The 23,888-nt window shown below is 59.0% G+C and carries 23 protein-coding genes and 1 pseudogene; 10 read left to right on the forward strand and 14 right to left on the reverse strand.

The genetic code is table 11. The annotated features are described in order from the left end of the window. From ALO43_RS21025 to mltA, 6 genes are all read left to right on the forward strand, one after another. On the forward strand, nucleotides 1-744 hold the full coding sequence (locus ALO43_RS21025) for an energy transducer TonB family protein (protein ID WP_054998009.1): 744 nt from the start codon (nucleotides 1-3) through the stop codon (nucleotides 742-744). 20 nt (nucleotides 745-764) lie between these two features. Continuing rightward, the gene (locus ALO43_RS21030; RefSeq protein ID WP_054998010.1) at nucleotides 765-3,047 is read left to right on the forward strand and encodes a TonB-dependent receptor; all 2,283 of its coding nucleotides are present in this window, start codon (nucleotides 765-767) and stop codon (nucleotides 3,045-3,047) included. A gap of 26 nt (nucleotides 3,048-3,073) precedes the next feature. Continuing rightward, nucleotides 3,074-3,724 carry a MotA/TolQ/ExbB proton channel family protein gene (locus ALO43_RS21035; RefSeq protein WP_005890996.1) on the forward strand — a complete coding sequence of 217 codons (651 nt, stop codon included), beginning with the start codon at nucleotides 3,074-3,076 and terminating at the stop codon, nucleotides 3,722-3,724. A 61-nt stretch (nucleotides 3,725-3,785) separates the two neighbouring features. Then, complete coding sequence (locus ALO43_RS21040) at nucleotides 3,786-5,039, forward strand: phospholipase D-like domain-containing protein (RefSeq protein WP_005890999.1); 1,254 nt, start codon at nucleotides 3,786-3,788, stop codon at nucleotides 5,037-5,039. Further along, nucleotides 5,036-5,521 carry a GNAT family N-acetyltransferase gene (locus ALO43_RS21045; protein WP_005891002.1) on the forward strand — a complete coding sequence of 162 codons (486 nt, stop codon included), beginning with the start codon at nucleotides 5,036-5,038 and terminating at the stop codon, nucleotides 5,519-5,521. Before ALO43_RS21040 ends, ALO43_RS21045 begins: the two co-directional genes overlap by 4 nt. A 115-nt stretch (nucleotides 5,522-5,636) precedes the next feature. Further along, entirely contained in the window at nucleotides 5,637-6,827 is a 1,191-nt protein-coding gene (mltA, locus tag ALO43_RS21050; protein WP_054998011.1) for a murein transglycosylase A, read from the forward strand. A gap of 100 nt (nucleotides 6,828-6,927) precedes the next feature. Here the strand turns inward: mltA and ALO43_RS21055 are convergent, their stop codons facing one another. Continuing rightward, nucleotides 6,928-7,389: an RES family NAD+ phosphorylase gene (locus tag ALO43_RS21055; RefSeq protein ID WP_024690773.1), complete on the reverse strand. Its 462-nt coding sequence runs from the start codon at nucleotides 7,387-7,389 to the stop codon at nucleotides 6,928-6,930. Continuing rightward, entirely contained in the window at nucleotides 7,386-7,835 is a 450-nt protein-coding gene (parS, locus tag ALO43_RS21060) for a type II RES/Xre toxin-antitoxin system antitoxin (protein WP_005891013.1), read from the reverse strand. Before parS ends, ALO43_RS21055 begins: the two co-directional genes overlap by 4 nt. 275 nt (nucleotides 7,836-8,110) lie before the next feature. Between parS and ALO43_RS21065 the strand changes: the two genes are divergently transcribed. The 3 genes from ALO43_RS21065 to aroA all read left to right on the forward strand — a co-directional run bounded on the left by ALO43_RS21065 (nucleotide 8,111) and on the right by aroA (nucleotide 10,954). Further along, a complete protein-coding gene (locus tag ALO43_RS21065) occupies nucleotides 8,111-9,115 on the forward strand; it encodes a response regulator (RefSeq protein ID WP_005891015.1) in 1,005 nt (334 codons plus the stop codon). 3 nt (nucleotides 9,116-9,118) lie between these two features. Then, nucleotides 9,119-9,601 carry a PAS domain-containing protein gene (locus ALO43_RS21070; RefSeq protein ID WP_005891018.1) on the forward strand — a complete coding sequence of 161 codons (483 nt, stop codon included), beginning with the start codon at nucleotides 9,119-9,121 and terminating at the stop codon, nucleotides 9,599-9,601. A 96-nt stretch (nucleotides 9,602-9,697) separates the two neighbouring features. Continuing rightward, nucleotides 9,698-10,954 carry a 3-phosphoshikimate 1-carboxyvinyltransferase gene (aroA, locus tag ALO43_RS21075; RefSeq protein ID WP_005891019.1) on the forward strand — a complete coding sequence of 419 codons (1,257 nt, stop codon included), beginning with the start codon at nucleotides 9,698-9,700 and terminating at the stop codon, nucleotides 10,952-10,954. A 94-nt stretch (nucleotides 10,955-11,048) separates the two neighbouring features. Here the strand turns inward: aroA and ALO43_RS21080 are convergent, their stop codons facing one another. The 10 genes from ALO43_RS21080 to ALO43_RS21125 form a co-directional block, all read right to left on the reverse strand. Next, entirely contained in the window at nucleotides 11,049-11,711 is a 663-nt protein-coding gene (locus ALO43_RS21080) for a ChrR family anti-sigma-E factor (RefSeq protein ID WP_024669622.1), read from the reverse strand. Beyond that, nucleotides 11,711-12,223 carry a sigma-70 family RNA polymerase sigma factor gene (locus ALO43_RS21085; RefSeq protein ID WP_024669623.1) on the reverse strand — a complete coding sequence of 171 codons (513 nt, stop codon included), beginning with the start codon at nucleotides 12,221-12,223 and terminating at the stop codon, nucleotides 11,711-11,713. The genes ALO43_RS21080 and ALO43_RS21085 overlap by 1 nt, the downstream gene beginning before the upstream one ends. A gap of 217 nt (nucleotides 12,224-12,440) precedes the next feature. Continuing rightward, entirely contained in the window at nucleotides 12,441-13,322 is an 882-nt protein-coding gene (locus ALO43_RS21090) for an aldose 1-epimerase (protein ID WP_054998012.1), read from the reverse strand. Then, nucleotides 13,297-14,268, reverse strand: a complete 972-nt coding sequence (locus ALO43_RS21095) for an EamA family transporter (RefSeq protein ID WP_053479480.1) — start codon at nucleotides 14,266-14,268, stop codon at nucleotides 13,297-13,299. Before ALO43_RS21095 ends, ALO43_RS21090 begins: the two co-directional genes overlap by 26 nt. Before the next feature lie 83 nt (nucleotides 14,269-14,351). Beyond that, nucleotides 14,352-15,632, reverse strand: coding sequence for a TRAP transporter large permease (locus ALO43_RS21100; RefSeq protein WP_005891039.1), 1,281 nt, complete (start codon nucleotides 15,630-15,632; stop codon nucleotides 14,352-14,354). Continuing rightward, nucleotides 15,633-16,160, reverse strand: a complete 528-nt coding sequence (locus ALO43_RS21105) for a TRAP transporter small permease (protein WP_005891042.1) — start codon at nucleotides 16,158-16,160, stop codon at nucleotides 15,633-15,635. It abuts the gene before it with no gap. 62 nt (nucleotides 16,161-16,222) lie between these two features. Next, on the reverse strand, nucleotides 16,223-17,248 hold the full coding sequence (locus tag ALO43_RS21110) for a TRAP transporter substrate-binding protein (RefSeq protein ID WP_054998013.1): 1,026 nt from the start codon (nucleotides 17,246-17,248) through the stop codon (nucleotides 16,223-16,225). 56 nt (nucleotides 17,249-17,304) lie between these two features. Next, the gene (locus tag ALO43_RS21115) at nucleotides 17,305-18,189 is read right to left on the reverse strand and encodes a glucurono-1,5-lactonase (protein ID WP_054998014.1); all 885 of its coding nucleotides are present in this window, start codon (nucleotides 18,187-18,189) and stop codon (nucleotides 17,305-17,307) included. 43 nt (nucleotides 18,190-18,232) lie between these two features. Further along, the gene (locus ALO43_RS21120; RefSeq protein WP_054990635.1) at nucleotides 18,233-19,057 is read right to left on the reverse strand and encodes an NAD-dependent epimerase/dehydratase family protein; all 825 of its coding nucleotides are present in this window, start codon (nucleotides 19,055-19,057) and stop codon (nucleotides 18,233-18,235) included. A 179-nt stretch (nucleotides 19,058-19,236) separates the two neighbouring features. Next, complete coding sequence (locus ALO43_RS21125; protein WP_024669627.1) at nucleotides 19,237-20,505, reverse strand: OprD family porin; 1,269 nt, start codon at nucleotides 20,503-20,505, stop codon at nucleotides 19,237-19,239. A 464-nt stretch (nucleotides 20,506-20,969) separates the two neighbouring features. On the opposite strand from ALO43_RS21125, the gene budC reads away from it, so the two are divergent. Next, on the forward strand, nucleotides 20,970-21,734 hold the full coding sequence (budC, locus tag ALO43_RS21130; protein ID WP_005891056.1) for a meso-2,3-butanediol dehydrogenase: 765 nt from the start codon (nucleotides 20,970-20,972) through the stop codon (nucleotides 21,732-21,734). A gap of 122 nt (nucleotides 21,735-21,856) precedes the next feature. Here the strand turns inward: budC and ALO43_RS32175 are convergent, their stop codons facing one another. Then, nucleotides 21,857-22,720, reverse strand: coding sequence for a methyl-accepting chemotaxis protein (locus ALO43_RS32175; protein WP_371906476.1), 864 nt, complete (start codon nucleotides 22,718-22,720; stop codon nucleotides 21,857-21,859). 39 nt (nucleotides 22,721-22,759) lie between these two features. Then, nucleotides 22,760-23,779 (reverse strand): annotated as a pseudogene (locus tag ALO43_RS32180) (methyl-accepting chemotaxis protein); the annotation flags it as partial. Nucleotides 23,780-23,888: the final 109 nt, after the last annotated feature.

The following is a 23,888-nucleotide window of genomic DNA, read 5'->3' on the forward strand; positions in this document are numbered from 1 at the left end:
ATGTACGCCCTGTTTCGCGTACGCCAGTGGCTTGGTGGCCTGCCTGCGCTGCTGGCACTCATTGCAATCGTGATTGGTGTGCAGACTCGCCCGCTGAAAATGGAGCCGGTCTACGACGAGTCTGCAGTGGAACTCGCGCTGATCGAGCCCGAAGCGCCTGCGCCGGAGCCATTGAAGCAGGCCGAGCCGCCTCCGCCTCAGGCCGAAGAGCCGCCGCCTCCGCCACCCGTAGTCGAGAGCGAAGACGCCGAGCCTGCTCCGCCGCCCAAGCCCGTTCCCAAGCCCAAGCCAGAGCCGAAACCTAAACCTTTGCCCAAGCCCAAACCGCCAGTGGCCAAACCCGTCGAGCCGGTTCAGGCACCCAGCAAACCGGTGGTCAGCGCCCCGGTATCGCCGCCGTCACCACCCGCGCCACCCGCACCGCCGAAGGTGGACTCTCAGGGTATTGAAGGGGGTTACCTCAAAGGGCTGCGCAACGAACTGGACGGCTACAAACAATACCCGACCGGACGTCAGGCATCGCTCGAGCGCCCGAGTGGCGAAGTGGTGGTGTGGTTGCTGGTCGACCGTCAAGGGCACGTGCTCGATTCCGGTATTCAGAGCCAGGCCTCCAGCATGCTGCTCAATCGAGCCGCGACCAATAGCCTGCGCCGCATCAAGCAGGTCAAGCCATTTCCTGAACAAGCCTTCGGCGGGCGCAATGAACAGCGCTTTACCGCCACCTTCAACTACAGCGTGCAATAGCACTGACAAGGAACAATGTGATGAAGTTTTCCAGGATTCACCTTGCGTTGGTCGCCGCTGGCATGAGCCACGGCATGGCCATGGCTGACCAGAACGCCAGTGATGTCGGCACCATTGGCGTGCAAGGCAAGGCAACTGCCGGTGGTGGTTACATGGTGCAGGAGGAAAGCATCAAGGCGCGTTCCACTGTCACTAAAGAAGCACTCGACAAGCAGACCGCGACCGGGAATGCGATCGACAAGCTCAAGTACACGCCAGGCCTGAACATCTCCAGCGAAGACGCCACCGGTCTTTCAGGATTCAAGTTCACCATGCGCGGGCTCAACTCCGATCAGGTCGGCATGTCGGTTGACGGCATGCCGATCAATGACTCCGGCAACTACGCGCTGTATTCCAACCTGCTGGGTGACCCGGAAAACATCGATCAGATTTTCGTGACTCAGGGTGCTGCAGAAAGTGACGGCCCGCACATCGGTTCCAGCGGCGGCAATATTGGCATTGTGACCATTCGGCCCACCAAGGAAACCGGCGCATTCGTCAAACAGGTGGCGGGCAGCAACGGCACTTACAAAACCTTCGCGCGGCTCAATACCGGTGAGATAAACGGGCTAAGCAACTGGTTGTCGATGTCTCACACCGAAGGCCAGAAATGGCGCGGTGACGGGGCAGTGCGCGCTGACAAGGTGGAATGGAACAGCTTTTTCGACATGGGGTCGGGCAATACGGCCAACCTGATCCTCAAGTACCACGAGCAAGACAACAACAGTTACAGCCAGCTAACAAAGAGCCAGTTTGAACAAGGCGGCCGCAAGTTCGACCCTTATCCGTCCAGGCCTGCACTGGGCAGCAACGGCAAACTCTCCGGTTATTACGAGCTGGCGCAAAACCCGTTCCAGACCTTCACCGGTGTGCTCAATACGCAATTTAAACTGGCCGACAACCTGTCGCTGTCCGTCATACCTTATTACTTCTGGGGCAACGGCAGCGGTGTAAACAGCTCGTCCTACGCGCTAAACCGCGGCTCTAACCTGGGCGGTGTATTTGACCTGAGCAATCTGCCGACCGCTGCCGCTTATAACGCTGACGGTTCATCGACCACTGGCGTTTATTACCGGCCTTCACGTACCCAGACCTGGCGCCCCGGCATCACCACCAAGTTGAACTGGGACATCAACGACGAACACAGCGTGCAAGTTGGCTACTGGTATGAACGCGCGCGCCAGTTGCAGACCCAGCCTTTCATTCGCCTGAAGAGCAACGGCAAGCCGGAAAGTATCTTGCCGGACTCCGATTACGTGGTCGATGCCAATGGCAACGAGATCCAGGGCCGGGACCGCTATACCGTTACGCCTGCGCAAAAAGTCTGGGCTCAGGACACGTGGTATTTCGCCCCTGACTGGACACTCATTGGCGGCCTGGCCTTCATGAATGTCGAACGAGAAGGCGACAACCACGGCAGCCTCACCGAGCGGCCGGAAAAACGTGACCAGACGTATAACAAGCTGCTGCCCAACGTCGGTCTCAAATATCAGCTCGATGAGCGTGACCAGTTGTTCTACAGCCTGTCGCGCAACATGCGCATACCGCAGAACTACGTGCTGTACGACCCGGGCACCGGCTCCATCAACAGCAAGCCGGAAACCAGCTGGAACCACGAACTGGGCTGGCGCTTTACCGACCAGGACATGACGCTGGCGGCCACCCTGTTTTACATGCAGTTCAAGGACCGTCAGGTGTCTTCGAAGGACGTCAACGGCGACTTTGCCGATATCAACGCCGGCGCAGTGGACAACAGCGGTCTGGAGCTGGAGTGGAGCGGCCTGTTGCCTAACCACTTCAACTACTACACCTCATACACCTACACCCGCGCCAAACAGAAAGATGACCTGACCGTTTTCAATAACGGCGCAGCCCTCGAATTGCCTACCAGTGGCAAGCAGTTCACCAACGTGCCGAAGAACATGCTGGCGGCCAATATCGGCTATGACGATGGCAGTTATTACGGCACGTTCGGCGGCAAGGTCACCAGCAAGCTTTACGGCGACCTGACCAACGACGAAAGCATTCCGGGGCGCACCATCTTCAATCTGGGCGGAGGCATCTATTTGCCGGTGGACAAGAAAATCGTCAAGGACGCCACCTTGCGACTGAACGTCGACAACCTGTTCGACAAGAAATACCTGGACGGCGTGTACACCACCAAAACCAACGCAGGCACTTACAGCGGTTTCCGCGATGGCGATCCGGCCTACATCGTCGGGGTCGAGCGTACCGTCACGGTTTCCCTGGAAGCCAATTTCTAACCCTTCATTGACCAGAGGTCTGCGCCATGGACATGAATCAGCTCCACGACATCACTTTCTACGTGATGTATGCCGCCATCGCGATTGCGATCTTTGTCGCGATCGAACGAGGCATCTACTTTGCTTATGTGCGCCGCCAGTCGCGGGCGCTGCAAACAGCGCTCAACGCTTCGGTACACAGTGAAAAGGACCTGCCTGAAGCACTGACGCGCCGGACCAGCCTCCCACTGGAAATGGTCCTGCCGGTGCTTGCCCAGAAAAATGCCCATGGCTCACGCCGGGATCTGGATGACGTCATCGAAACTCAGTATCTGAGCACGCGAGCGCCGTTGTCCCGCAGCCTCTGGCTTATCGAGACCATCACCACGGCCGCGCCATTACTGGGGTTGCTGGGCACTATCCTGGGCATCATCGACACTTTCAAGGCCTTGGCCAGCGCCGGGGTGTCCGACCCAGGGCAGATCTCTGCCGGTATCGGCACTGCGTTGTTCGCGACAGGTCTGGGTATCGCAATCGCCTTGTTCTGCGTGGTCTTTCATAACTTTTTTCAGGACAGCCTTGAGCGCATCAACGATCAGCTCAAGATCCTGTTGATCCGTGCCTCCAGCGGGGCAAGGGTGCAGGATGAAATGTCGCACCCGGTCACGGTTCCCCAGCCCAACTACCGGACGGCATGATTAACCCACAGGCGCATGTCACTGGCATGCGCCTTTTGCCTGTTCTGGCGATGAGACTTCCATGACTTCGTCTATCCGTTTTCGCTCGATGCCCATGCGCTATCGCGGTCTGATCGCTGCGTTGCTGTTGTCGAGCCCGTTGGCACATGCCGACTTCGCTATTCCCGGTTTTGAACTGGTCCACACCGTCCCCGTCGGGACCGACCTGCAAACCCCCGATTTGCGAGCGCCCGGCGATGTCTGGCGCGAGCTGTTCGACGGTGCCACCAAACGCATCGACATCGAGCAGTTCTATGTGGCCGATCAGCCGGGTTCTGTCATGAACAAGGTGCTCGATAGCCTGCAATCAGCCGGGCAGCGAGGGGTGCAGATACGATTTCTTCTCGAAGACAAAGGCCTGAAGATGTCCGACCCCAAGACCCTGGAGCGGTTGCGGGCGATCCCCAATCTCACGCTGAGGGTGCTGCCTTATGCCAAACTTACTGGCAACGGCATCATCCACGCCAAGTTCTTTGTGGTTGATGGCAAACAGGCATTTATAGGCAGTCAGAATTTCGACTGGCGCTCACTGGAGCACATTCACGAAACCGGTTTGCGGATTGATGAGCCGGGTGTGGTGCGACAAGTGCAGTCAGTGTTCGAGCAGGACTGGCTGGCCCAAGCGGCCATTACCGACGGCAAGCCAGTACCGGTTCCTGTTTCGTCTACCAACAGCGTCGCATCGTCAGACGGCAATTATCTGGTCGCCAGCCCGCAACGCTACAACCCGCCTGGTGTCGTCGATTCGCAGGCAGAACTCCCACGCTTGCTGGGCGAAGCCAAGAACGAGGTTCGCATACAGTTGCTGGATTACGCCCCTTTGTCCTATGGTCCGGACAAGACCCGTCCATATTACCCGGTCATTGATAACGCTATCCGCAGCGCAGCGGCACGCGGTGTATCCGTCAAACTCATGGTTTCAGACTGGAACACCGGCATGCCCGAAGTCGCCTACCTGAAAAGCCTGGCCCTGGTGCCCAACGTACAGGTACGCATCGTTACCCTGCCAATGGCCGCGCAGGGCTTCATTCCCTATGCACGGGTGATCCACAGCAAAACCATGGAAATCGATGACCGGATCGCCTGGGTCGGCACCAGCAACTGGCTCGGCGGCTACCTCGACAACTCGCGCAACCTGGAAGTGGTACTGCACGACAGTTCCATGGCCAAACGCATCGGGCAACTGCATGAGCAACTATGGGATGGACCTTACGCCAAGCCCATCGACATCAATCGCGACTACCCGGAACCGCACCCAGGCCAGAGTTCGAAATGAGCTTGATAGTGCGCGCGATGGCTGACAGCGACTGGCCTTCTCTGGCTCTTTTATTCGAGCAGCCGGTATTTCGCTGGTGGACGCTGCGCATGCCGTATCAGTCATCCAGCGATATAAAACGGCTTGTCGAAAACCGGGCCTCTTCCGGCTTGTCCCTGGTTGCCGAGCAGGACGGTGCAGTGGTGGGGTGCGCCATGCTTTATCGATTCCAGGGGCGAAGGCAACACGCCGCCGATTTCTGGATGGGCGTCGCAGACGGACATCATCGTCAAGGCATTGGGGGGCTGATGTTAAAAGAACTGATCGAAACCGCCTCGCGCTGGCAAAACATCAAACGCCTGGAATTGACGGTATTTATCGACAACGAGCCTGCTATTGCGCTGTACGAAAAACATGGCTTCGTCGTAGAAGGCACACACAGGGAATTTGCTTATAGAGATGGCGAGTACATAGACGCGCTCAGTATGGCGGCAGTCTTTTGAGGCGCATAGGCTGAGCCGCGAATGCAGTTCACCCCCTAGGCCACTCAGCCTCATTCAGCCACAATGACGCCTCTTACCCACCAGCCTGCTGTGGGCTGTTAAAGGATTGGTGCTGATGATCTTCTCTTTCAAGTCATTGTCCCGGAGCCTGGCGCTGGCTTTGCCACTCGCCGCTTTACTCACGGCATGTGACAAGTCCGATAAACCGGCAACGCCACCGGCTGCGCCGCACACCACTTACGCCCAGGCCACCTGGGAAGCGCTGCCAGCAGTTTCGGATGCTGATTTGCAGGCAGGTTTCGCCTCATGGCGCAGCGCCTGTTTGCGGCTGAAGGCCGACGCAGTGTGGGGGCCGACGTGTGCTGCTGCGGCGAGCCTTGCAGCGGCGCCGGATGCGGCGCAGATCCGCACATTTCTGCAGGACCAGTTGCAGGTTTACAGCCTGCGCGCAGACAGCGGCAGCGCCGATGGCCTGATCACCGGCTACTACGAGCCTGTTTATCCCGGCAGCCTGACTCGGACGGAGACCGCCAATGTGCCGGTGTATGGCATTCCTGACGATCTGATCGTGGTGAATCTGGATAGCATCTACCCCGAACTCAAAGGCAAGCGCCTGCGCGGTCGTCTTGAAGGGCGTGTACTCAAGCCTTACGACGATGCAGCAACGATCAATGCAAACGGGCTGGCCGCGCCAGTGATTGCCTGGCTGACCGACCCAATGGACTTGCAGTTTCTGCAGATCCAGGGCTCTGGCCGCGTCAGCCTGGAGGACGGTTCGCAATTGCGTCTTGGCTATGCCGATCAGAACGGTCGTCCGTATCGCGCCATTGGTCGCTGGCTGGTCGAGCAGGGCGAGTTGAAGAAGGAAGACGTGACCATGGGCAGCATCGCTGCCTGGGCCAAGGCGCATCCTGAGCGGGTCAATGAACTGCTGTCCAGCAACCCGAGCTATGTATTTTTTGCTCGTAACCCTGACAGCAACGAAGGCCCTCGTGGCTCGCTCAACGTGCCGCTGACACCGGGCTACAGCGTGGCCATTGATCGCAAGGTCATCCCGCTGGGCAGTCTGCTCTGGCTGTCCACTACGCGCCCGGACGGCAGCAGTGTCGTGCGCCCGGTGGCCGCTCAGGACACTGGCGGTGCGATTGCCGGTGAAGTGCGCGCCGATCTGTTCTGGGGCACCGGCGAGGAGGCCGGCAAGCTGGCGGGCGACATGAAGCAGAAAGGCAATATCTGGCTGTTGTGGCCGAAGGGTATGGCCTTGCCGCAGGCGGCTGAGCCAGCTCAGGCGCCCGCAACCCACTGAACGACGGCTGAAAACGTCCCACGGGCAGCGCTATGTTGCATCGGTATCAAACATCGATATCAGGCATAGCGCTACCGGTTATGGCCGCGACTCAGTCCGCTCATTTCAAACGCGGGTCCGCTTCGAATTCCAGCGTTCTGGCCGTGGCAACAACAGCCTGGAACTCCGGGTGCTGGACGTTGAGCAGATAGTTGTACTCGCGCGGGATGATCACGCTGGGTACGGCCAGCGCCAGGCTTTGACCGGAGGCCAGCCAGGCGTCGCCGAATGAGGCGCTGGCCGGCGGGGCAGGCTCTTCACGCCAGTCCGGGGGCAGGGTGTCAGGTCGGGCGTTGAGGATGTGCTCCTCGGCAATCTGCAGCTCCAGCATCGCGTAATGACGGGCCGCGCTGGCGTTATTCAGGTGAACCAGTATTTCCAGTAGCGCAAGGGACTCGCTGCCGGCGCAATAGACGCACGCGTTGCCTTTGCTGTTCCAGCGTCCACCGTAGAGTTTGGCCCCTTCGCCATCAAATGCTTGCGCCAGCCATTTGCGCTTGACCAGACGATAGACCGAAATCACGCTACGACTCCATGCTCCAGTCGACCGATCAGGTCCAGCACAGCCTGGGTTTCGGCTGAAGTGGCGAGCATTTCCAGCGGCCTGCTGTTGCCCAGCCCGTGAACCGGATTCGCCAGCCAGAGTCGGGTGGCCTCGGTGTCGCCTTCGAACAGGTCCAGTGCCGCCTTGTAGACAGCTGCCAGCCGAAACAGACGATCACTTTCTTCGGCGTTGAAGCGACGCACCTTGAGACGACGCTGCAAGGTTGCCGGAGCGATGCCCAGGTGTTCGGCGAGTGTCGAACGATTCAGGTCTGTGTAATGCGCCAGCCGTTCGAACACCTCGTAGGGCAAGCCGCTGTGCAGCGCCGTATAAAGACGGGCGCCACGCTCTGGAATCCCCAAGTCCTCCCAGAAATCGTCCTGCCGGGGCACAGCCGGGTGGTAGTCGCCTATGGGCAGAGACATGTCACACCTCTCTATCGAGTGATTACTATTAAATCTATCACTTGATAATAGTCTCGTTTTAGCGCCAGCGGTAGTGATCTGGCGCAACGGAAAGCGACATAAATTACAGAAACTTCAAACATCGCCGACTAAGGCTATAGTTCTGCTTTAAATGCTGACCATCAAGCGTCCATGCTCGAACCAGCCGTTTTCTAAAAGAGCCAACGAAGACCCGTCAAAACCATACGTGCTGTCCGCCACCGTCAGCCTGATTTTTCCGTAGTGAGAACCACACGATGTCCACGCTTGCGCTATTGATATGCGACGACTCGAACATGGCGCGAAAGCAACTGCTGCGTGCCTTGCCTGCCGATTGGGATGTGTCGGTGACCCTGGCTACCCAAGGGCAGGAAGGCCTGGAGGCCATCCGTAAAGGTCAGGGCGAGATTGTGCTGCTCGACCTGACCATGCCGGTCATGGACGGCTACCAGACGCTGGCGGCAATTCGTGCGGAAAATCTGGACGCCAAGGTCATCGTGGTGTCCGGCGACGTGCAGGACGAAGCCGTGCGCCGGGTCATGGAACTGGGTGCCCTGGCGTTTCTGAAAAAGCCCGCTGACCCGGACGAGCTCAAAGACACGCTGGAACGTCTTGGCCTGCTAGGCAAACCGGCGACATCCCCTGTTGCCTTGCCAGCCCTCAACGGCAAAGGCGGGGTGATCAGCTTTCAGGACGCCTTCCGCGAAACCATCAACGTCGCCATGGGCCGCGCTGCCGCGTTGCTTGCCAAGGTGCTGGGCGTGTTCGTGCAGTTGCCGGTGCCCAACGTCAACATGCTCGAAGTCGGCGAATTGCACATGGCGCTGGCCGACGCCCATAGCGATCAACGGCTGACAGCGGTCTGCCAAGGTTACATCGGCGGCGGTATCGCTGGTGAGGCGCTGTTGATTTTCCATGACTCGGAAATCTCTGGCATGTCCCAGCTGATGGGCGGCGATCACTCCGACAGCTCCAATATGGAGATGCTGCTGGACCTGTCCACGATTCTCATCGGCGCTTGCCTGAGCGGCATTGCCGAGCAGATCGACATCGCGTTCTCCCAAGGGCACCCGCAGTTGCTGGGCGCGCAGGGCGGAATCGACGAACTCATTCGCGTCAATCAGCAACGCTGGAAAAAGACCCTGGCGGTCGAGATCAGTTACAGCGTGGAAGGCCACAATATTCACTTCGATCTGCTGATGCTGTTCACCGAAGACTCGGTCGAACTGCTTACCAAAAAACTCGCCTACATGATGAGCTGACCCATGAGCAACGCTATCGAAATCAACGAGCTTCATTGGTTGCTGGCCGTCACCCAGAACATTGACGTAGGCATCGTGGTACTGGACCTGAACTACCGGATAACGGTCTGGAATACCTTCATGGAAAACCGTTCCGGTGTGGTGCCCTATGTGGCTGTCGACAAGACCTTTTTCGAGGTTTTCCCCGAGGTAAATGCCAAGTGGTTCAGCAAGAAGGTCGATAACGTCGTGACCCTGGGCACGCCGGCGTTCACGATCTGGGAGCAGCGGCCGTACCTGGTGCGTTTCAAGAACTACCAGCCGATTACCGGGCACGAAGAGTTCATGTACCAGAACACCACGCTGTTTCCGCTGCGCTCGACCACAGGCGCTATCAGCCATGTGTGTCTGGTGATCTATGACGTCACCGATGTGGCAGCCAACCGCAACCAGTTGCTGGCCGCCAACGACAAGCTGCAGCAACTGTCCGGCTCTGCGCAAAAGTAAACGGCTGCGCAGGCTCGCGCGTCCAGCAAACCGCCCTGCGGGCTTGATCCCGCTCGTGCTAGGATCGTGGTTTTTCCGCTGACATTCAGGGACATCATGCGACCTCAAGCCACCCTCACTGTTTTGCCTGTCGAGCGCCCGCTGGTCGGGCGCGTCAGCCCGCCGGGCTCCAAGTCGATCACCAACCGCGCGCTGTTGCTGGCCGGCCTTGCCCAAGGCACCAGTCGCCTGACCGGCGCGTTGAAAAGTGACGACACTCGCGTGATGTCCGAAGCTTTGCGGCTGATGGGTGTGCAGGTCGATGAGCCTGACGAAAGTACGTTCGTAGTGACCAGCAATGGGCACTGGAACGCACCGCAACAAGCGCTTTTTCTGGGCAATGCCGGAACCGCGACGCGCTTTCTGACCGCTGCGCTGGCCAATTTCGAGGGCGACTTCGTGGTGGACGGTGACGAGTACATGCGCAAGCGCCCGATCGGCCCGTTGGTTGACGCCTTGCAACGCATGGGCGTGGACGTCAGCGCGCCAAGCGGTTGCCCGCCAGTGGCTATCAGCGGCAAGGGTGGGCTGGCGGCAGGTCGTATCGAGATCGATGGCAACCTGTCCAGCCAGTATGTGTCGGCGCTGTTGATGGCCGGAGCGTGCGGCAAGGGCGCTATTGAAGTGGCCCTGACCGGCAGTGAAATCGGCGCCCGTGGGTATGTCGATCTGACGCTCGCCGCCATGCAGGCGTTCGGTGCAGAGGTACAGGCCATCGGCGACTCGGCCTGGAAAGTATCCGCTACCGGTTACTGCGCCACTGACTTCCACATCGAGCCGGACGCCTCTGCAGCGACCTACCTGTGGGCCGCACAGGCTTTGACCCAGGGCAGTATCGATCTTGGTGTGGCCAGCGACGCATTCACTCAGCCAGACGCGCTCGCCAGCCAGATCATCGACCTTTTTCCGAACATGCCCGCCGTTATCGATGGTTCGCAGATGCAGGACGCCATTCCGACGCTGGCTGTGCTCGCGGCCTTCAATCGCCAGCCAGTGCGCTTTGTCGGCATCGCCAACCTGCGCGTCAAGGAATGCGACCGTATTTCAGCCTTGTCCCAAGGCCTGTGCGCCATTGCTCCCGGCCTGGCAGTCGAGGAGGGCGACGATCTTCTGGTCAATGCCAATCCGGCTCTGGCTGGTACCACTGTCGATGCACTGATCGACACTCACGCCGACCACCGTATCGCCATGTGCTTTGCGCTGGCCGGTCTGAAAATCAAAGGTATCCATATTCAGGACCCCGATTGCGTCGGCAAGACCTATCCGGGCTACTGGGACGCACTGGCTTCGCTGGGTGTGAGTATCCAGCGCTGAGCCCATGCGAGATGGGGTCGGGTACAGAAACGCAACGTGTCGTTCTGTATGACGGGATGCGAGCATTCGATTTCGACTGCTCGCAAGTTTCACCTCAAATCCCGAAGAACGGCTGCATCATCCTCGCCAGCCATCCGTGAAAACGCAGTTTTGAATCCGCAGCCAGCACGCAGATGCACTCCCGATCCGGGTAGGCAATTGGCTGATGCTGGATGTGGCTGTCAAGATCGGCCACATCACCCGGCCCGAACTCACCCAGCACATCGTGATATGCGCCTTTGAGGACCATGGTTATTTCGCCGCTTTCATGGCTGTGAACCGGCATGCTGACGCCCGGAGCGATTTTCAGCAGCATCAGGTTGCCGTGCTCTATACCTTCGGCGCGCACACGCTGCACGCCGGGGATCAGCGTCTTCCATTTCAGCGTGCTCAGATGGCGCCCGAAATACGCCTGCATACAGGTCGGCAGCAGGTCCGGGTCCTGATTGGCTGCGGGTATCGAGTTTATAGGGGGCGCAGAATGTGCAGTCTGTTCATCCAGGCGGGCCAGCATCGCCGAACGGCTCTTGAGCGAGATGACCGTGTTTGCCTGTTGTTGCATCAATACACCACCGATCTGCTCTGCCTGCCGTAGCCGTGCCCTGCACTCGGGGCAACGCTCCAGGTGCGCGGCGGTGACCAGCGTAAGGACCTGCGACAGCGCCCCCGACGCATAGCTGACCAGCGTGGCTTCATCCGGATGATGCGATGGGCCCATCATGATTCCTCCATCCCTGAACGCAGCTTCTGAAACGCCAGGCGCAAGCAGGACTTCACCGTGCCCAGCGGCATGTCGAGGCGTTCGGAAATTTCTCGATGGCTGAGCGCTTCGAAATAGGACATGCGCAGCACCTTGGCTTGATCAGCGGGGAGGTTCTGAATAGCGATGTTCAGGTTGTGCTCCTGACGCTGGCTGTAATCGAGCGTTCTGTCTACCGGTGCCTCCAGACGCTCGAGTTGTTCCAGCGAGTCCTGCACCTGCACCCAGCCGCGGTCCTTGCGCACGCTGTCGATGTACAGATTGCGCGCGATGCGAAACAGCCAGGTGCCCAGGCTCGCTTTGGCCGGGTCAAAGGAATCAGCCTTGTTCCACAGCTTGAGCAGCACCTCCTGTACCACCTCCTCAGCCTGCCCTTCGGGCACATTCAACCCCGTCAGGTAGCGCAACAAGCGCGGCGCGAAGTGATCGTAGATGCGCAGGAAGCTATCGCGGTCCCGTTGCCGGGCCACTGCGGCGACTTCATCAATCCAAAGTCGGGTTGTCGTCGAGTCGCTGTGCGGGTTGGACAAGTGACAGAAGGTCCTGAGACGGGCAGTTATGCGCATGATCCACCTTCTGATCACCAATGTATGGTTTTGGTTCGCGTTCAAAGAGGTTACGAAGATGCAGAGAGGATGGATCACAGCATGCGATGAGCGGGCCGGCAGACTTCTTCAAGAAATGTGATCAAGCGTTCTGTGTCAGAGCCATATAGCTCAGGCTGACCCCAAGCGTCATCGACTCCCCCTGCCGCAGCAGCTTCAAACCCGGATGGCCGGGCAAATGATGAGCATTGACCGGGTGGCTGACTGGCTCGAAACAGAAGAAATCCAGCCCCGGCGGGCAGAACACCAGAAAGTATTCGCTGCCGGTGGCCTCAACGTGCAGCTCGTAGCCCAGGTCTGGCTGGCTGATGAGGCTGTGACCCTCCCAGCCGGTGAAGCCATTGTCGAGGCGCGTGGCGGGCAGGGTGTTGCCGTGCCGGAAGTCCCATTCGGCGGGCAGGTCCTGCAACTCGGTGGGCAAGCCTGCGGGGTCGCACAGCCAGACCTGCGCTGCCTTCACCTGCAAGCGTGTGCGAGGCGTACGTGGCAGGTAAGGGTGCAAGCCGAGACCGTGCCAGGCGGCGCGGCTGTCCTGGTGCGTAGTGGTCAGCTTGATGCTCAGTTTGCCACCGCGCAGGGTGTAGCGCAGTTCGGCGCGGTAGGCGAACGGTGTCTGGCTGTTGAGTTGCAGGCAGATACTCTGCTGGGTTTGCTCGACGACCGTCCAGGCTTGCTGCCAAGCGCTGCCATGAATGGGCAGCGGGTCGTTTGCACTGTTGGGCGCCAGCGTCAGCCAGCCATCCGGCGTGTCGAAACCGCTGTTGCCGACCCGGTTCGACCAAGGAGCCAGCGGGTAGCAGGCCAGCCGACGGGGCGTGCCGGCAGCCAGTGCGTACTCGCTGCTGGGGCGCAGCAGTGGATGGCCGCTGGCCAGAGCGGTCCAGTTGACGATACTGGCGCCTATTTCAGGGGCGACGCTCAGACGGGTCAGGCCATCTTCAAGGATCAGAACGTTCACGGGCATGAGGCAGGACCTTGCTGGATGTGTGAGGAACAGGCGAAGGCGTGCGCCGCCAGGTCAGCAGAACAATCCCGCTGACCACGATCAACCCGCCAATGACCTGGCCGCCGCTGAGCAACTGGTCCAGAATCAGCCAGCCGAACAGCAGGCTGGCCACCGGTTCGATGTTCATTACCGGCGCATTGCGGCTGATGTCCAGGCGCGCCATACAGATGAACAGCAGCGAAAAGCCCAGCCCGTACAGCAGCACCAGACTGGCCAGCGCAGTCCAGCCGACACGGCTTGCCGGCAGATCCACGCCGCCGGGCAGCAGGCCGCTGGTACCTGCTACCGCCGCCGCGACGAAGACCACCGCCATGGTCAACATGCTGCGCACTGTACCGCGCATGCTGGCCAGTTTGTTGTCGGTAATCCACAGCGCAAAGGCGAACACCACCGCGGCAGTGAATGCATAAGCGATGCCCTCCAGCCACTGTGGTTCGCTGCTGCCGGAGTTAGACAGTCGTTGTGGCACGTCCAGCGCCAGGGTCAGGCCAAACAGGATCAGTCCCATCAGGGCTGCGGCACGCCGCGTCGGCCTGGCTCCGCCCAGCGCCCAGCTCAGCAGGGCCAGCAGGATCGGCGAGACATTGACCACCAACAGCGCCAGAGCCACCGGAATGCGCGCCACCGCTGAATAAATACAGAAACTCTGGGTTGCGATAAGCAGCCCGAGCAACAGTTGCCAGCGCCATGTGCTGGCGGCAAGGCGGGGTTTTTCACGTTGCCACAGCACCAGGCTGACCAACACCAGCAGGGTCACGCCGGAACGACAGAGGATGGCCAGCAGCAGCCCGGTGTCATGATCGAAGGCGATACGCGCCGCGATATGGTTGCCGGCAAACGAGCAGGCCAGCAGCGCCAGAATCATCACAGCAATGTGGCGGGGGAACAGGGCAGGAGCGGACATACGCAACCAGCCTCCTTGGCTGGAAAAACCGGATCGCCTGCCGGAACCCGTTCCCAGGCCCCGGCAGCTTTACCACGACAGACTTAAAGCACGACGCTCGGCAGCCACAGTGAAATGGCCGGAACGTAAGTGACCAGCATCAGCACCATGAACAACGCGATGTAGAAGGGTACCAGTGCTTTTACCGTGGCTTCGATAGTGACTTTGCCCACCGCAGCACCGACGAAAAGCACCGCGCCGACAGGCGGAGTGATGAGCCCTATCCCCAGATTGACCAGCATGATCATGCCGAAGTGCACCGGGTCGATGCCGACGCCGACGATGACCGGCAACAGAATCGGGGTCAGGATCAGGATCAGCGGCGCCATGTCCATGACGGTGCCCAGCAACAGCAACATGACGTTGATGCACATCAGGATCACGTAGCGGTTGTCCGACAGGGTCAGGAACGCGGTAGTTATCTTCATCGGGATCTCCATCAGCGTCAGGATGTAACCAAAGCTGGCAGCGAAACCGATCAGGATCATCACGATGGAAATAGTACGGGCGGCCCGGTGCATCAGTTTGGGCAGATCGCGCCATTTGTAGTCGCGGTAGATGAACATGGTGACGAAGAAAGACCACAGCACGGCAATCGCAGCCGACTCGGTGGCGGTGAAAATACCCGACAGGATGCCACCGAGAATAATGACCATGGCCATCATGCCCCAGAGCGCTTCACCGGCAATTTTTAACGCCTGGCGCAGCGGTATCACTTCGCCTTTGGGGTAGTTACGCTTGCGCGCGAAGATCATGCACAAGCCCATCATCACTGCGCTGAGCAACAGCCCCGGCAAAATTCCGGCCATGAACAGCGACGCGATCGATACAGTGCCGCCCGCGGCCAGCGAGTAAAGCACTGAGTTGTGGCTGGGAGGCGTCAGCAGGGCTTGAACCGAGCCGCTGACGGTTACCGCCGTGGAGAAATCGCGGGGGTAACCGTTACGTTCCATTTCCGGGATCAATACCGAGCCCACCGACGCGGTGTCGGCGACTGACGAACCGGAGATTGCGCCAAAGAAGGTCGAAGCAACGATATTGACCAGCGACAGGCCGCCGCGCACGAAACCCACCAGCACCGCGGCAAACGCGACCAGCCGCCGGGACATGCCGCCTTCGGCCATGATTGCACCGGCCAGCACGAAGAACGGAATCGCCAGTAGCGAGAACTTGTTCACGCCACCGGCAATCTGGATCATCAAGGCGTCTGCCGGAATGTCGATCCACCAGGCGCCGATCAAGGCAGAAAGGCCCAGCGCGTAAGCGACCGGCATACCGATCAGGATCAGTGCGATGAAGCTGCCTAACAGTATAAAAGCGTCCATTTATGCGGCACCTTCGCTTTCTTCAATGACGTCGAAGCGCATCACCGCGCGATGACTCTGGTCGCCCAGAAACAGCCGTTCTAGCACGAAAATCAGGGTCACGATGCCGCCAAGGGGAATTGGCAGATAAGAGATCCCGACACGCAGAAACGGCAACTCGCCGATAAACTGATTCCAGGTGGTGGCGCACAGCTTGAAGCCCTTGACGATCATGAACAGCGCCACAATCGCCATCAGAACCTGCACCACCATTGCGGCGATACGGCGTACCTGTTGCGGCATGCGGTCCACCGCCATCGACACCGCCATGTGCGCCCCGGCGCGGTAGCTGGCTGCTGCGCCGAAGAAGGTAAACACCACCATCAGCAGAATGGCCGTGGGTTCCGGCCAGCTGGAACCGCTGCCGAGGATATAGCGGGCAAAGATTCCCCAGGGAATGATCAGGGTCATGATCAGCACCGACAGACCCGCAATGCCGATACAGACCCGATAAACCGTGTCGTTGATGCGCAAAAGCGTATTTTTCATTGGGCTCACCACTGCGGCGGCGAACGAGCTTGTGCTCGTCCCCGCAGCGTAATCGGACAGGCTTATTGGGCCGTTGGGGTACTGGTCGCCGCTAGCGCCGGGTTGGTCTGTACCGCATTGATACGCTCGATCAAGGCCTTGTAAGGCGCGCCGAACTTGTCGCGTACCGGCTGGGTGGCGTTGTAGAAGGCTTTTTTCTGCTCAGGCGTCAGCGTGATGAACTCCACACCTGCGGCCTTGAGCTTGGTTTCCGCGTCGGCTGAAGACTTGTCCCACAGCACGCGCTCTTCCATTTGTGCTTCACGCGCGAGCTTTTTCACCAGCGCCTGCTGCTCCGGGTTGAGCTTTTCCCAAGTGGTTTTCGCCATCACGATGGGCTCGGGCAGAATCAAATGCTCGGTAATCGTAAAGAATTTGGCGTTCTGGTAATGGTTGTGCTGAAAGTAGGTGGGCGGGTTGTTTTCTGCGCCGTCAATGACGCCGGTCTGCAGCGCGCTGAAGATTTCGCCGGTGGCCATGGCGATGCCGTTGCCGCCCATGTCGTTGATGGTTTCGATGAACACCGGGTTGCCCTGAACGCGTATTTTCATGCCTTTGAGGTCTGAAATCTGCCGTACCGGTTTCTTGGTGTACAGGTTGCGGGTGCCGCCATCCATCCAGGCCAGAGCGACCATGTTGAATTGCGAGTTGGTGATCTTGTCGAGAATTTCCTGGCCAATCTCACCGTCGATGATCGTGCGCATGTGTGCCTGATCACGGAATACGAACGGCAGGTTGAAAACGTTGACGTCCGGCACCACCGGGCCGACGATGCCAAGGCTGACGCGGGTCATCTGCACAGCGCCACTCTGGACCTGCTCGACCACTTCCTTCTCGGAGCCGAGCACGCCGCCAGCGTACATCTTGAAGCTGATTTCACCTTTGGATTGCTCTTCGAGCTTTTTACCCATGTTTTGCTCGGCCACGACCGGCGCGTAGCCTGCGGGGTGGACCTCGGCGAACTTGATTTTGATGTCTTCCTTGGGCGTGCAGGCCACACAAAAGACCAACGGGAGTGCGGCGATGAGAAGCTTGCGTTTGAAATCCATGGATATCTCCAATATTGTTATTTTTGGTCGAGCTATAAGGTTTTCAGCAGGCGCAATCAGCCCTGAAATACGGGTTCCTCCAGGCCTTTGACGCCAGGTCGCAACGCGAACACGCCACCGGCGAGTGGCTGGTCGCCGATATCGCCGCCCGGGCGAATGGAGGTGACGAACAGAGTATCCAGGCCGGGGCCGCCAAAGGCACACATGGCCGGTTTTTTCACCGGCACGGCCAGCGAGCGGTCGAGCTTGCCGTCGGGCGTAAAACGGTGGATCAGGCCGGCATCATTGCCGCAGATCCAGTAGCAGCCATCGGTGTCCATCGCAGCGCCGTCGGGACGGCCCGGATGAAGGTTCATGTCCACGAACAGGCGACGGTTAAGCGGGGTGCCGTTGTCTGGGTCGTAGTCGAACGCCCAGATTTTCTGCACGCCGGGGTGCGAATCGGACAGGTACATGGTCTTGCCGTCCGGGCTGAACGCCAGGCCGTTGGGAACGATGAAGTCCTTCAGCTGTGCGTCCAGCGTTTTCTGATCGGCGCAGTAGCGATACATCGCGCCGACCACTGCGCCAGCGGACATGTCCATCAGCATGGTGCCGGCCCAGAAACGGCCCTGTCGGTCACAGCGGCCATCATTGAAGCGCATGCCGGCCTGCGCGTGTTCGACGCAGGCCAGCAGCGTGCTGATCAGGCTGCCGTCGTCGCAGGGTTGCAGGTGAAAAATCCCGCTTTCCATCCCAGCAATCCAGCCACCGCGGCTGTCTGCTGCGATGCAGGCGAGCATCTGCGGAGCGTCCCAACTGCGTGTGCTGCCAGTTGCATGACTCCAGCAATGCAGACGGCCTGCCGGGATATCTACCCAGTAAAGCGCCTGGTCACGCACGCTCCAGACCGGGCTTTCGCCAGTGGCGTTCTGCGCATCGACTATCAGCTCGGCATCCATGACGATTCTTGTCTCCAGGGTTCTGAAAGGGAGAGACTGATGTTCAGTCGCCGAACGGGCCCGATGCTACAAAAGCGCCGCCCTGATAGACCATCGCCGGGTCATCGGCTGCCGGGAGCGGCTGCGCTTCAACCTTGGCGCGAAATTGTTCCGAGCTGTCTTTGGGGACGTATCCCAGGCTGCTGGCAAGACTGTTGTCCCACCACACGGTCTTGTTGTCCGACACGCCATAGACCACTGTATGGCCTACTTTCGGCGCATACAGGGAGCGCTCGATGAGTTGTGTCAGGTCGCCGAAGCTCAGCCAGGTGCTCATCATTCGACGGTTTTGCGGTTCGGCAAACGATGAGCCGATGCGGATGCTGACAGTCTCGATGCCGTAGCGATCAAAGTAGAAACTGGCCATGTCTTCGCCGTAGGACTTGGACAGGCCGTAATAGCTGTCCGGGCGGCGAGGCGAATGCGCATCGATGGTTTCGTCCTGCTTGTAGAAACCGATCACATGGTTGGAACTGGCAAAGATCACCCGCTTCACGCCATGGCGGCGTGCGGCCTCGTAAATATGGAAGACGCCACAGATGTTGGCACCAAGGATTTCCTCGAACGGTCGCTCGACCGATACGCCGCCAAAATGCAGAATCGCATCCACACCTTCGACCAGTTGGTGTACCGCGTTCTTGTCGGCCAGATCGCAAACCTGAACCTCTTCACGGTCGTCGACCGCCGGTGCCATCTCGGCAATGTCGGAGAGGCGCAGCACCTGAGCGTAAGGGCGCAGTGTTTCGCGCAATACCTTGCCCAGTCCGCCTGCCGCGCCGGTCAGCAGGAGGCGATTGAAGGGAGTTGGAGTGGTATGAGCCGATGCCATGAGAAAGTCCTGATTTGTTATTTTTTGTCATCTGTTGTCGTATGACTTGCCGGATTATCGACATCGCCCGCGCTGCTTGTCAACGCGGCCAACGTATAAATCGGGCCGTAATATTCCGGGCCGACACAGGTAGTTACAAAGGCAAAGCCTGCAGTGAACGCCAGGCTTCGCCTTCTGCTTCAGAGCAACGAAATCGGGTAGCTGACGAACACACGGTTCTCATCGAATTCGTTGGCGCTGAAATCGCGACGCATGCTTGAGTTGCGCCATTTGACGTTCAGGTTCTTGAGCGCGCCGCTCTGCACCGTATAAGCCAGTTCAGACTCGCGTCCCCATTCCTTGCCATCAGTGATCGTGCCGGTGTGTACGTTATCGCCGCTGATGTAGCGGTTCATCATCGTCATGCCGGGCACCCCGAGCACCGCGAAGTTGTAGTCATGGCGCAGCTGCCAGGACTTCTCTTTGGCGTTGTCGTAGCTGGCGTTGTAGCTGTCGTTGGCCAGTGTGCCGCCGCTGGTGCCGTTGACGCGCATCCACGCCGTATCACCAGTAAGCTTTTGCAGGCCGACATAAAACGTGCTGCCGCCGTAGCGGGCCGAGAGCAGTGCGTAGGTGGTCTTGTTGTCCAGATCACCCGCCAGTTTGTTGCCGTCTTCCTTGCCGGTGAAGAACCCCAGGTTTGCGCCCAGGGTCCAGTCGCCGATGGGCTGGCTGTGCAACAGGTTGAAGAACTGCTGCTGGTAAATGTCCTGCAACTCCGAATACCAGACGCCTACCTGAGTACGCTTTTCATTGAAGACATACTCGCCGCCGCCGAAATTGAAGCGGTCGGACGTGAACGCGCCTCGTCCGTTCATCGACATGTCTTCCATGCTGGCGTCATTGCGCGGGCTGTTACCGCGAAACTGCCCGCCGTACAGCGTCAGGCCGTCTATCTCTTTGGACGTCACCTGACCGCCCTGAAACGTCTGTGGCAATGAACGACCGTCATCGGAGCGCAAAATCGGCAGCACCGGCATCCACTCGCCGACCTTCAATTCGGTCTTGGAAACCCGCGCCTTGCCTGCCACGCCAAGACGTCCGAAATCATCAGCCGGGCGCCCGTCGCTGTGAATAGGCAGCAACTGAGTGCCGCCGGTCCCTTTGCCGCCATCAAGTTTGAGCGAGTACAGGCCCAGCACATCGACCCCGAAACCGACCACGCCCTGAGTAAAGCCGGACTTGGCATCGAGAATGAAACTCTGCGTCCATTCTTCAGCTTTGTTCTGCGGCGCAGCACTGTTGGGGAACGCCGGATTGGTGAAGTTACGATTGAAGTAAGCGTTACGCAGCGTCAGCGTCGCTTTGGTATCGTCGACGAAGCCTTCAGCCATGCCCAGCATCGGGAAAATCAGCGTCATGCCGCCAACACCCAGCAAAATGCGCGAACGGGTAGAGTGAGTTGTCATTATTGTTGTGCTCCCTTTTTTTATTGAAACCGTCCTCTTTTCTGGCCACGTGCAACTGCGACCGACACCTTCGAGGATTACGTGATGCCTGTTGCCAGGCATGGCCCCGACCGACAGGCGATCGAGGACGTTCGCCGTGCTTCAGCGAATACCGAGAATCTGGAAGGGGGTCAGGCAGCGCGACGCGGAGACGTCCGACGAAAATTCAATAATCCCTGGAGCGGGTATGCAGGCAAGCGTTGTCATATAGGTGGCCCAGTCTTGTTTTTATTGTTGGCGTTATAGGTTGTCGTACAACTTGAAGGATATTTGCAGCGCAGCCTGTGTTTGTCAACGAGCTGTTAGTCGGGTTTACCGATTCACCTGATTTTAAACGCTCATGTTGAAGTGACTGAATAGGAGTGAACGGGGCGGGCGGCGCAACGGTCCACCCGGTAACCCCATTGTTTTTTTGGAGCTGCCGCATGAATCGTTTTACTCAAAAAGTCGTTGTCGTCACTGGAGCAGGTTCCGGGATAGGCGAGGCCACCGCCAAGCGTTTCGCACAGGAAGGCGCGAGCCTGGTACTGGTTGGCCGCAATCAGGACAAGCTTGCCAAAGTGGCTGCACAACTGGCCGGCGCAGGGCATTTGGTCAGGGCTACTGACGTGGCGGACCTGACGGATGTGGAAGCGCTGTTCAAGGAAGTGGCTGAGCGTTTCGGTCGCCTGGACGTTCTGGTCAACAATGCCGGTGTCGTCAAATCCGGCAAAGTTACCGAGCTGGGAGTAGAAGACTGGAAAGAGTTGATGTCGGTGGACCTCGACGGCGTGTTCTATTGCACCCGCACGGCCATGCCTGCGTTGATTGCCAGCAAAGGCAACATCGTCAACGTGTCATCGGTATCCGGCATGGGCGGTGACTGGGGCATGAGTTTCTACAACGCGGCCAAAGGTGCGATCACCAATTTTACCCGGGCACTGGCCTTGGATCATGGCGCCGATGGCGTGCGGGTAAACGCTGTATGCCCATCGCTGACTCGCAGTGAGCTGACCGAAGACATGTTTGACGATGAGGCGCTTATTGCCAAGTTCATGGAGCGCATTCCGCTGGGTCGACCTGGCGAAGCGGAAGACGTTGGCGATGTGATTGCCTTCCTGGCGAGCGACGATGCGCGCTTCGTAACTGGCGTAAACCTGCCGGTGGATGGCGGGTTGTCAGCGTCCAACGGGCAGCCGCAGCAGGCGTGAGGCTGGTCTTGCCGCCTGATGAAGCCCCGAGAAGCGCTATCGATCCTTGCGCGTGAACCTTGGGCGCACAAAAAAGCCCGGTAAAAACCGGGCTCCTGAGTTGTTATGGCTATTGCGAGAGATCAGATCCTGAAGTGACTGACCATTGTCTGCAACTGGCCGCCGAGGCGAGCCAGTTCGACACTGGAAGCCGCTGTTTCTTCACTGGCTGACGCAGTCTGCTCGGATACATCGCGAACGTTGACGATGCTGCGGCTGATCTCTTCAGCCACAGCGCTTTGCTGTTCGGCGGCTGCAGCGATCTGCTGGTTCATGGCTTGAATGCTCGAAACTGTGTGGGTGATGCTGCCCAGCGATGTACCTGCCTGACGACTCAACTGCACGCTGCTGACCGTCAGTTCGCGGCTGTTGAGCATGATGCTGGACACTTGGCGTGTACCGCTTTGCAGGGCAGCCACCAGGGTTTCGATTTCCACCGTGGATTGCTGCGTGCGTTGAGCCAGGCCACGGACTTCGTCGGCAACCACGGCAAAGCCACGTCCGGCTTCCCCGGCGCGTGCTGCTTCAATGGCGGCGTTGAGGGCAAGCAGGTTGGTTTGCTCGGCCACAGCCTTGATCACGTCCATGACCTTGCCGATCTTGTCGCTTTCCTGCTCCAGGTGGTTCATGGCATCGGCGGAGCGACCCACTTCAGCTGCCAGACGCTCGATCTGAGCGATCGCTTCACCAACGACCTTGTCGCCATCGCGTGCTTCGCGGTCGGCATTCGACGCTGCCTGCGAGGCCTGTTCGGCATTACGGGCCACTTCTGCAACGGTGGCGGACATTTCGTGCATGGCAGTGGCCACCTGATCGGTTTCCACTTTCTGGCTGTTGACGCCGGCACTGGTCTGCTCGGTGACTGCGGAGAGCTCTTCAGCAGCGCTGGCGATCTGTACCACGCTGTCGCGAATCCCGCCGATCAGCTCGCGCAAGGTGCTGCCCATGCGCTGAATGCCTTGCTGCAGAACACCCAGCTCGTCGCGGCGAGTTACCGCCAGTGTCTGGGTAAGGTCGCCGGACGCGATGCGATCGACCACTGCCAGGGTTTCCTTGAGCGGGCGAGTAATCTGTCGAGTGATGATCACCGCCGCAATGATGCCCAGGATCATGGCCAGCAGCGTGCAGACGATCTGTGTGGTGCGAGCCTGCGCGCTTTCCTGATCGCGGCGATCCAGTTGCAGTCGGTACATGTCTTCACTGATCTTGACGATGTCCTGACCCTGCACGGTCATTTCCTTGCGCGCCTGGGCAATCTGCGCGCTGGCGGTTTTGAAATTCTGCAGGGTAGCGCGGTACGCCAGAAGCGAGGTTTCCAGCTGCCTGAGCTGATCGGCCTCAGCACTGTTAAACGTGGCTTTCAGAGTGCCCAGATCCTTGATGGCGGTATCCAGTTTCGCAAAGGCTGCCTGCTCGTTCTCTGGCGTGACATTGGTGGTATAGCCACGCACGTCATACCGGGCAAGCCTCAGGTTGTCCTTGGCGTCGGTGATGATCCGGTATTGCTCGAACCGGTTGGCATCGGCTGGATCCATATTTTTGACTTCAGTCTGCAACTGCTCGAACACGTTGAGGCTTTTGACGGCATGCGTGGTCAGTTCATCACGCGCCGCATTGCTGGCCTTGTAACCGCTGCGCATGTTGTTCAGGGAAGTCTGATAGTCGTTGATGACGGCAGACAGTTGTTCAAGCATCTTCACGTTCTCGGGACTCTTGAACGTGGCCAACAGTTTTTGCTGCTGTGCCTTGAAACTTTCCAGCGAAGTCTGCACAGTCTCGGCAACTTTCTCGTCACCGTCGGCGACCATGTATTGCAGGCGGGTAACACGCAGCTTGGTCAACTGTGCATTGAGCGAAGTGATGTCGCTCATCCAGTTGCTGCGGTTAATCAGTCCACCCATGCTGGTCCAGCCAGTCAGCGCAAGAATGGCAGTAAAAACAAGTACCAGACCGAACCCGACGGCCAGCTTCATGTTGACACTGATGTTTGCAAACCAGCTACTCATCCATTTCTCCAGAAACAGCCATTAAAGCAATTGCCCCCTGAATGGCATGGCATACAGGACAGGGGTAGCGTGTGATATACAGACCCTATCGGCAGGCGTCCGCCAAGCT

It is taken from the genome of Pseudomonas tremae, from assembly GCF_001401155.1.
Lineage (GTDB): Bacteria > Pseudomonadota > Gammaproteobacteria > Pseudomonadales > Pseudomonadaceae > Aquipseudomonas > Aquipseudomonas tremae.